Source organism: Nocardia sp. NPDC052112, from assembly GCF_040680135.1.
In the GTDB taxonomy this organism is placed as follows: Bacteria; Actinomycetota; Actinomycetes; order Mycobacteriales; family Mycobacteriaceae; genus Nocardia.
Genome location: NZ_JBFAWD010000009.1, coordinates 145745 through 158720, shown reverse-complemented (window position 1 = coordinate 158720; position 12976 = coordinate 145745). Strand labels below are relative to the sequence as shown.

The following is a 12976-nucleotide window of genomic DNA, read 5'->3' as shown; positions in this document are numbered from 1 at the left end:
CCCGCATCACACCAGCGACTCCCGCCATGCCGCGTGCAGGCTGGCGAACCGGCCGGTGCCCGCGATGAGCTCGCTCGGCGCGCCGTCCTCGACGATCCGACCCGATTCCAGCACCAGCACGCGGTCGGCGATGGCGACCGTGGAGAGCCGGTGGGCGATGATCACCGCGGTGCGGTCGCGCAGCACCGTCTCCAATGCCCGCTGGATGAGCCGCTCGCCCGGAATATCCAGGCTCGAGGTCGCCTCGTCCAGCACAATCACCGCGGGATCCGCGAGGAACACCCTGGCGAATGCGACCAACTGACGCTGCCCCGCCGACAATCGGCCACCGCGTTTGCGCACATCGGTATCGAAGCCCTCGGGCAGCGCGGTGACGAAGTCGTACAGTCCGACCGCGCGCGCCGCCGCGAACACCTCCGCATCACCGGCTTGCGGGCGACCGAGCCGAATATTATCGGCCACCGACCCGGAGAACAGATACGACTCCTGGGTGACCATCACGACATTGCGCCGCAGATCCGCGTCGGACAACCGCCGCAGATCGATGCCGTCCAAGGTCACCGTGCCGCCCGAGGGGTCATAGAACCGCGTCAACAGTTTGGCCAGGGTGGACTTGCCCGCACCAGTCGCTCCGACCAACGCGATCACCTGTCCGGCCGGAATCTCCAACGAGAACTGCGGTAGCACTGGGCGTGTTCGCCCCCGCTCCTCGGATTGCGCCACCCCGGCAGACGCCGGGGCGGCAGATCCGTAGCCGAACCACACCCCGTCCATGCGCACGGCACCGGTCGCCTTCGCCAAGGCGATCGGCTCCTCCGATTCCCGGACCGAGGGCTCCTCCTCCAGTACGCCGGAGATCTTCTCCAGGGCCGCGGCCGCGGACTGGTAGGCGTTGAATACCTGGGCGAGTTCGTCGAGTGGACCGTAGAACTCGTTGAGGTACAACAGGTATGCCGCGAGGACACCGACCGCGAGGTTGCCCTCGATCACCTGCCAGGCGCCGACCACAATGACGACCACCGTGGTGAGATTGCCGAGCAGCCGAGTGAGACCGGCGTAATCGCCCATACCGCGCATCGCGGCGGTGGTCGCCTGCAGGTATTCGGCATCCTCGGCGGCCAGCACCGATTCGTTGCGGGCCTCGCGACGGAATGTCTGCACCGCGCGCATGCCGCCCATCGACTCCACGAACTGCACCACCACTTTCGCGATCGCGCCGCGGGTGCGCCGGTAGCCAGCCCGCTGCCTGCGCTGCGCCCAGCGGGTGACCAGCGCCAATGGCACGAATCCGAGCAACACGATGGCGGCCAGCGTCTGATCGAGGTAGATCAGCAGCACGGCGATGGTGAGCACCGAAAGGATCGCGCTCAGCGCCTGATTCAGCGCACTCTCCAGCAGCTGCTGCAGCGTCTCGATATCACCGGTGAGTCGCGCGACCACCTTGCCGGAGGTGTACTGCTCGTGGAACGCGACGCTCAGCCGCTGCATATGCGCGAACAGCCGGACCCGCAGATCGAAAAGGACACTCTGGCTGAGCCTTCCGGAGATCCGCAGGAAGACGAAGGTGGTGAAAACGCCGACGCCGACCGCACCGAGGTACCCGGCGACGGTGCGCGCCAGGGGTGCCCAGTTCCCCGCGACGCCCTCGGCAATGCCGATGTCGAGACCGTGCGCGACGAACAGCGGCGCCGACACCATCGCGGCATTGTCGAGCACGATCAGCAGCAGGGCGAAGACCGCGAGCTTGCGATACGGCCGGACCAGGCTCAGCAACAAACGCCGAGATCGACCGGCCAGCACCAGATTCCCGGTCTCGGTGACCGCCTTGTCCTCGTTGGCGATGCCGCGCCAGTCGGCGACCTCGTCACGGTCGGCCGAATCGTCGGCGGGGACGGTGGTTTCGGTTGTGGTCATGATTCACCTCCCATCAGTTCGCGGTAGCGACTGCTGGTTTTGAGTAGTTGATCGTGCGCACCCTCGGCGACAATGCGGCCGTCGGCGAGCAGCGCCACTCGGTCGGCCAGTGCCGCGGTCGAAGGCCGGTGCGCCACGAGCAATGTGGTGGCACCGGCCAGCACCGTGCGCAGCCGTTCCTGCACGCGCTCCTCGGTCTCCACATCGAGTGCGGACAGCGGATCGTCGAGCACCATGATCCGAGTCCGCTCCCCCGCACTTTCGCGCGCGAGCACCGCGCGGGCCAGTGCGAGCCGCTGGCGCTGGCCCCCCGACAGGCTCAGCCCCTGCTCGCCGATGCGGGTATCCAATGCCCACGGCAGATCTTTCACGAAATCGGTGGCCTGGGCGACATCCAAGGCCCGCCACACATCGTTGTCGGTGGCCTCCGGATCGCCGAGCGCGACGTTCTCCCGCACACTCGCCGAGAACAGCACCGGCTCCTCGAATGCCACCGAAACCAGCGCACGCAGATCGGATACCCGCATCGATGCGATATCGATGCCGTCGATGGTGATGGCGCCCTCGGTCACGTCGTAGAGCCGCGGAATCAGGTTGAGCAGCGCCGTCTTGCCGCTACCGGTCGCGCCCACCAGCGCAACGGTCTCACCCGGTCGCACCTTCAGCGAAATAGCCCGCAGTACTTCACCCTTCGCGTCCGGAAAGGCGAAACGCACCCCGTGCATGGTCAGTTCGCCGACAATCCGCTCCGGCAGTGTCACCGGATCCGCGGGATCGGTGATTTCGACCGGGGTGTCGATGATCTCCCAGAACCGGTCCGCCGCCGTGCGCGCATCGTTCCACTCGGCGAGCAGGAAGCCGGTCCAGATGATCGGCCACTGCAGGAAGGTCGCCAACGTGATGCTCGCGACCAGGGTGCCGAGCGTCATATCGTCGTGCGCGACGGCGTAACCGCCATAGCCGAGCGCGAAGGCGATGGCCAGCTGCGGCAGGCACACCATTGCCGACCACAGCGTGGCGTCCAGCCGCACCTTGAGCAGTTCGGTCTGCTGCAATTCCCGCGCCTGCGCGGTGAACCGCCCACCGAAGAACGCGCCGCGACCGAAGGCCTTCAGTACCCGGATACCCTGCGCGGACTCCTCGGCGGTGGTGGCCAGGTCACCGGCCTGATCTTGGGAACGCCGCGAGGCCACGCCGTAGCGCCGTTCGAACCGCAGGCAGACGTAGGACACCGGCAGGGCGATGACCGCGAAGGTGAGTCCGATCCGCCAGCTCAGCGCGAACAGCACCAGCAGACCGATCGGGATCACGATGAAGTGGATGATCAGGAACGGCCCCGCGAAGGCGACGAACCGCTTCATGGTGCCCATATCATCGACCGCGCGCGAGAGCAGCTGGCCGGACTCCCAGGCGTCGTGACGTCCGATCGACAGCGTCTGCAACTTGCGGAAGATCTTCGCGCGCATATCGATCTCGAACTGGGCCGCGGGCTTCGAGATCAGCCACCGCCGCCCCCAGACGCCGAACGCCTCCAGCAGACCGAGCGACAGCACAAGCAGCACCGGAACTACGACGCCGCCGAAATCGTGCCGTTGGATCGGGCCATCGATAATGCGCGCGATGACCAGCGGGATCATGATCGCGGTCAGGGTGGCGAGCACCGCGAGCGTGGTCGCGCCGAGCAGCGCGGCCCGATGCGGCCGCAGATACGGCCAGAACCGACGGAGCGAATACAGGCGGCCCGGCGCCGCGGCGGCGGGCCGCTCCGGTCTGTCGACCTCCATGTCGGCCGACGGCGTATCGAGCGTGACGGACAAAGCTCCCCCTCGTGATCGGCGCAGATCGGCTGTGTCGCGAACGGATCCCCGGTGATGTTCGCATCGGGGTCCGACATTTCAGCGTGGCATCAGTCCCGGGTTCGGCCAACCGATTTTCCGCCACGCCCACAGCCAACAACCTCGAGTAACCTCGAGGTCAAGACCCCCGCAACACCCCCGATCGATACGAGCCACCGACCCGCCTACGACATCGGCGCCCAGCTTCCGGGCGCCGATGTCCGTTGCTTCGATCATACCGTCGTAGCGCAGTGAAAACCCGAGCTCAGACGGTCATATGCTCCTGTTCCACCGGCGCGTCCGGGAAGTCCTGCTGCTGATAGCCGCCGCGCAGTGTGCCCGCCAGATACGCAGCGCGGCACGCCTTCCGAGCGATCTTGCCGCTGGACGTACGCGGAATCGAACCCGCCGGAACCAGCAGCAGATCACGCACCATGACGCCGTGGCGCTGCGCGATCGCGCCGCGCACGATATCGGCGATCGGCTCGGCATCCAGCTTCGCCGCACCACCGCCGCGCTCGGCCACGATGACCAACTGCTCCGAGGTGTCATCGGCATCGAAGGCGAGTCCGGAATGGCTGCCCTGTTCGAATACCGATGCGGGCAATTGATTCGCGGGCACCGAGAATGCCGCGACGAACCCGGGCCGCAATGCGGTGCTGGATTCCTGTGCCGAGAATTCCAGATCCTGCGGATAGTGGTTGCGCCCGTCGACGATCACCAGATCCTTCACCCGGCCGGTGATATACAACTCGCCGTCCAAGTAGACGCCGAAATCACCGGTGCGCATCCACTTCGCGTCCGGATCGGTGCCCTGGGCTCGACTGCCCTCCGGTAGTCGCTCGGTCAACGTGTTGTGGAAAGTCGCGACCGTCTCATCCGGCCGACCCCAGTAGCCGATGCCCATATTGTCGCCGTGCAGCCAGATTTCGCCGACCTCGCCGTTGCGGCGTTCGATACCCGTTACCGGATCGACGATCACCGCCCATTGCGATAGCGCCACATAACCGCAGGACACCTGCGCGATCGAATTCTCCGTGCCCTTCGGCACTTCCACCATCCGACCCGCATTGAGCTCATTGCGATCGACGTAGACGACTTTTGCCTCGTCCGCGGCTTTGGTCGCGGATACGAACAGCGTCGCCTCGGCCATGCCGTAGCACGGCTTCAGCGCCGTTTTCGGCAGACCGTACGGCGCGAACGCCTCGTTGAATTTCTGCATCGACGACACCGAAACCGGCTCGCTGCCGTTGATCAGCCCGATCACATTCGAAAGATCCAGTTCCGCACCGGCTTTCGGCTTACCGCGAGCTGCGGCGTGCTCATACGCGAAATTCGGTGCGGCCGCGAAGGTTCCGGCCCCATCGGAGGCCGCGGCCAGTTCCTTGATCCAGCGATACGGCCGCCGCACGAATGCGCTCGGCGACATGATCGTGATGAAGCCGCCGCCGATGGTCGGCAGGATCACACACAGCAGGCCCATATCGTGGAATAGCGGCAACCAGGTGACGCCGCGCGAATTCTCTTGTACACCAATGGCATCGATCATCTGCAGCAGATTGGTGCCGACCGCGCGGTGGGTGATCTCGACACCGGCCGGGGTTCTCGTGGAACCCGAGGTGTACTGCAGGTAGGCGACGCTGTCGATATTGATTTCCGGTCGCACCCAGGTCGAGCCGACGCTGTCCGGAATCGCGTCCACGGCGATAATACGCGGACGCCGAGCCGCCGGGAGGTGCCGGAAAAAGTTCCGCACTCCCGCCGCGGCCGAACCGACGGTCAGAATCGCCGCCGGCGTGCAGTCGTTGAGCACCGCGTGCAGGCGATCGGTATGGCCCTGCTCATCCGGATCGAACAGCGGGACCGCGATATTGCCCGCGTAGACCGCAGCGAAAATCGAGACGACGTAGTCCAGCCCCTGCGGGGCCAGCACCGCCACCCGATCACCCGGCCGGGTCACCTGCTGTAGCCGGGCCGCGACGGCACGCAGCCGAATACCGAATTGGTGCCAGGTCAATTCGATGTACTCGCCGTCGCGCTCGCGCGAGTAGTCGATATAGCGGTAGGCGAGGTCGTCGCCGTTCTCCGCGCTGTGCTTGTCGACGAAGTCGATCAGGGTCTTGTCGCCACGGATCTTGATGTTGCCCTGATCGTCCAAATAGTCGTCGAAGGTCTCGTCGATCATCGCCTTATCCTTTTGCCAACGCAGGCACTCAGGCCGTGCGATTACACCGAACACAGGTCGATAACGAAGTTCGGGAAGGCTAGCAGGTGCACCTTCCAGAACTGTTCAGTACCGCCCGAAGGCGAGCGCGACATTGTGTCCGCCGAAACCGAACGAGTTGTTCACGGCGTAGTCGATTCGTCCGGGTCGGGCCTGGCCCTTGACCACGTCGAGCTGGATTTCCGGATCCTGATTGTCCAGATTCAGCGTCGGCGGAATGATGGCGTCACGCACCGAGAGCACCGTCAGTACCGATTCGAGGGCGCCGACCGCGCCGATCGAATGCCCCAGTGCGGATTTCGGCGCGTAGACCGAAACATGATCGCCCACCGCGGCATTGATGGCCTGCGCCTCCGCGGTATCGCCGATCGGGGTCGCGGTCGCGTGCGCATTGACGTGGCTGACATCGCTTTTGGTGATACCGGCCTTCTGGATGGCCCTGGTCATTGCGCGCGCGGCGCCCTTGCCCTCGATATCGGGTGCGACCAAATGGAAGGCGTCGGAGGTGATCCCGGCACCCATCAGCCGCGCGTGAATCGTCGCACCGCGCGCCTTGGCGTGCTCCTCGGTTTCGATGACCATCATCGCGCCCGCCTCACCGAAGACGAATCCGTCGCGATCGGAGTCGAACGGTCGCGAGGCGGCCCTCGGATCCTCGTTGCGGGTGCTCATCGCGCGCATCATGGTGAACGCCGCGATCGGCAAGGCCTGGATAGAACCCTCGACACCGCCGGTGACCACCATGTCGGCATCGCCCATCACGATCATCTGCCACGCATTGGCAATCGCCTCCGAGCCCGAAGAGCACGCCGAAACCGGCGTCACCACACCGGCTTTCGCACCGAGCTCCATGCCGACGCAGGCGGCCGAGCCATTGGGCATGATGCGCTGCACGGTCAGCGGCGACACCTTGCGGTAGCCGCCGTTCTGCAGCCGGTCGCGAGCGGCCGTGATGTATTCGCCGCCACCGAGACCGGTGCCGACGGAGACGGCGAGGCGGTTCTTGTCCACCTCCGGACTGCCCGCATTGCGCCAGACCTCGCGGGCCAGCACGACGGCCATCTGCTCCACATAGGACAGGTGGTGCGCCTCCGGCCTGGTGAGGCAATCCGACGGCTTGACCTTCAGATGTCCGCCGATGCGCACCGGTAGCTCGAACTTCTCGACAAAGCTGTCCTCGAGGACATCGATACCGCTATCCCCGTTGAGCAGGCCCTTCCAAGTGGAGTCGACATCACCGGCGATCGAAGTGGTCGCCGCCAGACTGGTCACGACAACGTCGGGATAGTTCCCGTTCTCGGTAAACGGAATCTGCATTTCGCTCACTTTCCTGGCGTCACTCTTGGGATAAACCGGGAACTGCGCGTCGACGCTGCAGCGCCGGAAGGTCTTCGAACGACCGAGCAAATCGAGCAAACCGCTATTCGACCGCGGCCATTATTGGAGGCATACGGTCGGATCTGGTGCTCGACACACTACCGTGGCCGTCGCTGGTCGTCGCATCCAATGCTCGAGTAACCTGCTGAACGGATACGCAGCGCTGGTGGTTCCGAGCGATCCGCGAGCAACCGCGAGAAGGGATGACTGTGACGGGCGGGCGGATGGTCGGGCTGTTCGCCGGTATCGGCGGACTGGAGCTCGGCCTTGGCCACCACGGCTGGCATACCGAGCTGCTGTGCGAGATCGATCCCGGTGCGCAGGCGGTGCTCGCCGCGCGCTTTCCCGGTATTCCGTTGCAAGGGGACATCACTCGGCTACGAGCCCTGCCGGCCGGTACCGAACTCGTCGCCGCCGGATTTCCGTGCCAGGACCTGTCACAGGCCGGACGCACCGCGGGCATCACCGGTAAGCGCTCCGGTCTGGTGGACGAGGTGTTCCGGCTGGTGCGCCGTCAGCGTGGACCGCGCTGGCTGCTGATCGAGAATGTGCCGTTCATGCTGCAGTTGGGTCGCGGGGCCGCCATGCGGCATATCACCGGCGCGCTGGAGGAGCTCGGCTACACCTGGGCATACCGGGTGGTGGATGCGCGCGCGTTCGGGCTGCCACAGCGCCGCCAGCGGGTGCTGATGCTGGCCTCGCGCACCGAGGATCCGCGCCGGGTGCTGTTCGCCGACGATGCCGGATCGCTCGATCTCGGTGACCCGGAACAGGATCCGTGCGGCTTCTACTGGACCGAGGGTGTGCGCGGGCTCGGCTGGGCGGTCAATGCCATCCCGACACTCAAAGGCGGTTCGGCGCTCGGCATCGCGAGTCCACCCGCGGTGCGGTTGCCATCGGGCGAGATCGTCACGCCGGGCATCATCGACGGCGAGCGGCTACAGGGCTTCGACGCCGACTGGACCGAACCGGCGACCACGGTGCCCGGAATTCGGCACGGGCACCGGTGGAAGCTGATCGGGAATGCGGTGAGTGTGCGGATGGCGTCCTGGGTCGGCTCCCGACTGGCCGAACCGCTGGACCCGATTCCGGGCGATGCACCGTTGCCGCCGGGACGGCCATGGCCGGTCGCCGCCTGGGGCCGCACGGGCAGCGCCTACCGGGTGCCGGTTTCGACCTGGCCGGTGCACGAACCGTATGAGGATCTGCAGCATTTCCTCACCGGTTCGCGACTGCTCTCGGCCCGTGCGACCGCCGGGTTCCTGCGGCGCACCGGAAAGGGCAATCTACGGTTCCCGCCCGGATTTCTGGCCGACGTGGAGAGTCATCTCGACCGCATGGGCGGCTGGGCGGCATGAGGTTCGGTGCGACATGAACCCGGCTCCGCGTCCGCGCACCGACGCCGCGACCAGCGCGCGGATGGCCCGCCAGCGGCGGACCGGAACCCGGCCCGAACTCGCGCTGCGCCGGGAATTGCATCGGCGCGGCCTACGCTATTTCGTCGATCGCGCGCCCTTGCGCGGGCAGCGTCGGCGGGCGGATCTGGTGTTTCCTCGGCTGCACGTCGCGGTGTATGTGGACGGATGCTTCTGGCATCGATGCCCGCAGCACGCGACCGATCCGAAGAATAATGCGCAGTGGTGGGCGGACAAGCTGACCGGAAATGTGGCCCGTGACCGGGCCACCGATGCGGCGCTGGCGGCTGCGGGGTGGCTGGTGATCCGGGTGTGGGAACACGAGGACGCCGTGGTGGCGGCAGACCGTATCCAGGCCGTATTGGCCGAACGTCGCTAGCCGACCCGTTCGAGCGACCCGCCAGCAGTCAGCGTCGTTCCCGCACCCGAACCAGCGAGCGCGGCGCGTGCGCGGCCAGATAACCCGACACCGCCATTACCGTCAGCACCAGCATGCCGGCGATGGCCGTTGTGATTGCGATCATGGGACCTCCTCAGTTGTACCAACCATCGCCGACGGATCTGGCAGAACCCTGTGTTCGGGTTGGTAATGAGGTGTGTGAAAGACCTGTCGGTCCGGACACACGGACCTACTGTTGATCACCGGACCAACGAGGAGGCGGAGAATGGTCCAGTGATTGATCGTCCGAGGATCGCCGAACGACACATCCGGGTGGCCTGCGGGCTCATCGCGGCGGCGATCGCGATCGCCGGACTCTGCTATTCGTCGTGGTTGCTGGAGTTCGTGCTGAAGATCGACGTCGATCCGGTCAATTCGTTCCTCAGTGAACTCGATGCCGAGGGCAAACCGCATCGCGAGTTGTTCGCGACCGCCGACAAGATCGTCGGTGCCTTACTGATGCCCGCCGCGCTCGCCGGGCTGCTGCTGTTTCCGCGCCGCAGATTCACCACCATCGGCTGGGTCGCGCTGTTCTGCTTCGGCGCCGCGACCATCGGTGACGTACTGCTCCCACTGCGTGATTGCACTCCGCAGGACAACGCCGAATGCGGTGGTGGTGGCAGCGAACTGTTTCCGCAATTGCATCAGCCGCACGCGCTGACCAGCACCATCGCGGTCACCGCGATCGCCATCGCGACCTTCGCCTTCAGCGTGGCCGCCTTCCGCTATCACCGCTGGCGGATCCTGCGCGAGGCCGGTGTGGTGGTGCTGGTGATCGGATCGGCGGCGACCGTGTGGATGTTGGTCGCCGACAACCTGACCGGCAACTACGCGCTCGGGATCGCCCAGCGGATCCAGGTCGGATCGATGTCGCTGTGGCTGATCACCTTGGCGGCCGCGGTGATTCTGGAAGGCCGCGAGTGGGTCGAGAGTGATTCGGGTTAGCCGACCTCGAGCTCGACCGTGTGGGTCTCGAGTTTCGCGGGCAATTTGGTGGTGTCGACCTCGAGGATTTCCCCGGTGTCCTGCAAGCCGTTGGGCAGCGTCTTGGGCTTCAGGCCGAAGGGCGGCTGGTCGCCCCTGCTGGCGGCGAGGCCGAAATCGCTGTCGTTGGCGATGTAGAGGGTCTTTCCGCCGTCCGGCGTGGCGACACCCTCGATCTTGTCGTGACCGAAGAATTTTCCGTCGACGTTCAGGCTGGTGATCAGAGCGGCGAAATCCAGGTTCGCGGTCTTGGCGGCGGGGGTGATACCCGCGTTCTTCAGTGTCGCGATCGCGTCATTCGTCGAGACGGTGCCGACCAGGGTTTCCAGCGGCTTACCCGCGAGCTGGAGGCCACCGCGTTCCGGATCGTATTGCGCGCCGGGGACCTTCGAGTCCGGGCCGATGTCGGTGGCACCGGAGATATCGATGGTCCACAGTTTCTTATCGGCCTTCGGAGGCAGGCTGCCGTCGCGTTCGTCGACCAGGAAAGTGGTGGCGCTCAGCGCGGTGATCTCGGAGTCGGCGACCTTGGTGGTCTTCGGATCCTGCAGCGGGAGTACGAATTCCTTGACCGTCTTGGTTTTCAGGTCGATGGTGACGATGCGGGTCATCGGCACGTCCTTGGCCGAACCGCCGAGGCCGGGGGTATTCAGGCCGCTCTGTACGACACCGACGAGAGTGGCGCCGTCGGGTGTGCTGGTCAGCCCCTCCATGCCCTGGTTCGGGGTGCGCAGCGCGAGTTCCCTGGGCAGACCGGATCCCGGGCCGAATCGCTCCAGTTCGGTGCCCTTGGCGTCGAAATGGACCAGGAACGGGCCGTATTCGTCGGAGACCCAGAAGGTGCCGTCCGGCAGGGCGACCAGACCCTCCGGATCGAGACCGTGATCGGTGGGCGGCAGCACATTTCCGGCGAGATCCTTGATGGTCTCGCCGGTGCTCGCGGCGATGTCGACCTGACCGTTGAACGCAGTGCCGTTCGCGGTGTGCAGTTCGATGGTGGATTGCAGGACCGCACGATTGCCGACCAGCTTGAATCGACCGATCTCGGGCACGAAACCCGGTGTCGGGGTGAGCTTCTCGTTCTTGCCGGGGCCGTCCACATTGGGGCCGCGATCGGTGAGTCCGTAGAACTCGCCCGGTGCGCCCGGCACCGGAGTCCATGCGGAGCCGTAGCCGCTGGCCTGCACGGTGGTGCCGCCGAATTCGCCGAGCGGCGGAATATCGGTGGTGTACAGGCGAACCGCGTCGGTGGTGGTGACCTTCAGCTCGTCGGTGCCGGTGTAGCCCGGCTTCGGCTGGTAGACCAGTGCGCCGTCGAGGCGGCGGGTCAGCGCGCCGTGCTCCGGATCGGCGATCGTCACGGCTGCGGTGCCACCGGTGGCGGCCAGCAGCTCGTCCAGGGAGATCACCAGCGGCTGGTCCTTGGCTACGGTGAAGTCGGTCTTGTGGTCCGAGGACGAGCAGCCTGCCGCCAACACGCCCACGCAGAGGACGGCGACCGCGGTGATACGAGGGTGCGCTTTCACCGTGTCTGCTTACCGCAGACACCCGACAAAAGCCCTACGGCCACATGACCAGTTGGTGTCATGCTGTCGCCATGGGTGATCGGATGAATATCGCGTCGGGTTCGGAGTTCGAGGATATCGTCGGCTACTCGCGGGCCGTTCGCGTCGGCAATACCGTCGCCGTCAGCGGCACCACGGCCGCGCTGCCCGGCGGCGACGCGGTCGGCGGTGACGATATCGGCGAGCAGACCCGAGAAGTGCTGCGCCGCATCGGCACCGCGCTCACCGAGGCGGGTGCGGGCCTGGGCGATGTCGTTCGGACGCGCATCTTCGTCACCGATATCGCGCGCTGGCCCGAGATCGCGAAGGCGCACGCCGAGGTATTCGGCGATATCCGCCCGGCCGCGTCGATGTACGAGATCAAGGCGCTGATCACGCCCGCGCTGCTGGTCGAGATCGAGGCCGACGCGATCATCGACGGATAGGAGTTTGCGCGACAGTGCCGCGCCCGGATCGCTAGTCTCGGTGCTGTGACCAGCGAGGCACCGGAGACCACCGTTCAGCTCGAAACCGTCGCCGAGGCGACGAACCGTCTGCTCGACACCATTCGTGGGCTCGACGACGATGTGACCGTCCCGTCGCTGCTGCCGGGGTGGACGCGGGGGCATCTGCTCGCGCACCTCGCACGCAATGCCGACAGCCTGGTCAATTTGTTGCTCTGGGCGCGGACCGGGATCGAAACACCGCAGTACGCGAGCATGTTCATCCGGGATGCCGATATCGAGGCCGGTGCCCCGCGACCGCTCGCCGAGCAGTTGGCCGATAACGAAGCCGCGGCGGATCGCTGGCTTGCGCTTGCGCGGACCGCTCCCGAGGAGGCCTGGACGGCGACCGTCCGGACCAGGCAGGGCAGGCCCATTCCGGCGACCGAGGTCATCTGGATGCGGCTGCAGGAAGTGGAGATCCATCATGTCGATTTGGCGGCCGGATACCAGCCCGGCGACTGGCCGATGGAGTTCGTTACTCGGCTGCTTCCACGGGCTGCCGCTGATTTGACGAAGGCTTATGCCGCTGCGGCCGATCCCGCGGCCGCGTTCGAGGTGCGGACCACTGACACCGGCTTCACCGCGACGGTCGGGACCCGATCTGCCGACCATGTCATCAGCGGGCCCGCATCCGCGCTGCTCGCGTGGCTGCTCGGTCGTAGCGAAGGCACACAGCTGAGTGGCCAGCTGCCCACTCTGCCCGCGTGGAAGTGACATTTCAGGGACCACCGGAGTAGC

The 12976-nt window shown here is 66.0% G+C and carries 10 protein-coding genes; 5 read left to right on the top strand and 5 right to left on the bottom strand.

Translation table 11 applies throughout. The features are described 5' to 3' along the window. Window positions 1-6: 6 nt before the first annotated feature. The 4 genes from AB0L58_RS19635 to AB0L58_RS19620 form a co-directional block, all read right to left on the bottom strand. Window positions 7-1914: an ABC transporter ATP-binding protein gene (locus tag AB0L58_RS19635; protein ID WP_364388549.1), complete on the bottom strand. Its 1908-nt coding sequence runs from the start codon at window positions 1912-1914 to the stop codon at window positions 7-9. Beyond that, window positions 1911-3731 (bottom strand): ABC transporter ATP-binding protein, encoded by a 1821-nt coding sequence (locus tag AB0L58_RS19630; protein ID WP_364388547.1) that lies wholly within the window; start codon window positions 3729-3731, stop codon window positions 1911-1913. The genes AB0L58_RS19635 and AB0L58_RS19630 overlap by 4 nt, the downstream gene beginning before the upstream one ends. Before the next feature lie 283 nt (window positions 3732-4014). Beyond that, window positions 4015-5931 (bottom strand): long-chain-fatty-acid--AMP ligase FadD32, encoded by a 1917-nt coding sequence (fadD32, locus tag AB0L58_RS19625; RefSeq protein ID WP_364388845.1) that lies wholly within the window; start codon window positions 5929-5931, stop codon window positions 4015-4017. 108 nt (window positions 5932-6039) lie between these two features. Further along, a complete protein-coding gene (locus AB0L58_RS19620) occupies window positions 6040-7290 on the bottom strand; it encodes a KasA/KasB family beta-ketoacyl-ACP synthase (RefSeq protein ID WP_364388545.1) in 1251 nt (416 codons plus the stop codon). Window positions 7291-7553: 263 nt separating this feature from the next. On the opposite strand from AB0L58_RS19620, the gene dcm reads away from it, so the two are divergent. The 3 genes from dcm to AB0L58_RS19605 all read left to right on the top strand — a co-directional run bounded on the left by dcm (window position 7554) and on the right by AB0L58_RS19605 (window position 10149). Next, a complete protein-coding gene (dcm, locus tag AB0L58_RS19615; RefSeq protein WP_364388542.1) occupies window positions 7554-8708 on the top strand; it encodes a DNA (cytosine-5-)-methyltransferase in 1155 nt (384 codons plus the stop codon). Between the two features lie 13 nt (window positions 8709-8721). After that, on the top strand, window positions 8722-9144 hold the full coding sequence (locus tag AB0L58_RS19610) for a very short patch repair endonuclease (RefSeq protein ID WP_364388540.1): 423 nt from the start codon (window positions 8722-8724) through the stop codon (window positions 9142-9144). 297 nt (window positions 9145-9441) lie between these two features. After that, the gene (locus tag AB0L58_RS19605; protein ID WP_364388843.1) at window positions 9442-10149 is read left to right on the top strand and encodes a DUF998 domain-containing protein; all 708 of its coding nucleotides are present in this window, start codon (window positions 9442-9444) and stop codon (window positions 10147-10149) included. Here the strand turns inward: AB0L58_RS19605 and AB0L58_RS19600 are convergent. Further along, the gene (locus AB0L58_RS19600) at window positions 10146-11714 is read right to left on the bottom strand and encodes an esterase-like activity of phytase family protein (RefSeq protein WP_364388538.1); all 1569 of its coding nucleotides are present in this window, start codon (window positions 11712-11714) and stop codon (window positions 10146-10148) included. The genes AB0L58_RS19605 and AB0L58_RS19600 overlap by 4 nt on opposite strands. Before the next feature lie 71 nt (window positions 11715-11785). Between AB0L58_RS19600 and AB0L58_RS19595 the strand changes: the two genes are divergently transcribed. Next, window positions 11786-12178, top strand: coding sequence for a RidA family protein (locus AB0L58_RS19595; protein ID WP_364388535.1), 393 nt, complete (start codon window positions 11786-11788; stop codon window positions 12176-12178). A gap of 45 nt (window positions 12179-12223) precedes the next feature. Then, complete coding sequence (locus AB0L58_RS19590) at window positions 12224-12952, top strand: maleylpyruvate isomerase family mycothiol-dependent enzyme (RefSeq protein WP_364388533.1); 729 nt, start codon at window positions 12224-12226, stop codon at window positions 12950-12952. The last annotated feature ends 24 nt before the right edge of the window (window positions 12953-12976 follow it).

Coding starts and splice junctions, on each gene's coding strand:
- AB0L58_RS19635 (WP_364388549.1), bottom strand. CDS start 1,914: ATGACCACAACCGAAACCACCGTCCCCGCCGACGATTCGGCCGACCGT.
- AB0L58_RS19620 (WP_364388545.1), bottom strand. CDS start 7,290: ATGCAGATTCCGTTTACCGAGAACGGGAACTATCCCGACGTTGTCGTG.
- dcm (WP_364388542.1), top strand. CDS start 7,554: ATGACTGTGACGGGCGGGCGGATGGTCGGGCTGTTCGCCGGTATCGGC.
- AB0L58_RS19610 (WP_364388540.1), top strand. CDS start 8,722: ATGAACCCGGCTCCGCGTCCGCGCACCGACGCCGCGACCAGCGCGCGG.
- AB0L58_RS19595 (WP_364388535.1), top strand. CDS start 11,786: ATGGGTGATCGGATGAATATCGCGTCGGGTTCGGAGTTCGAGGATATC.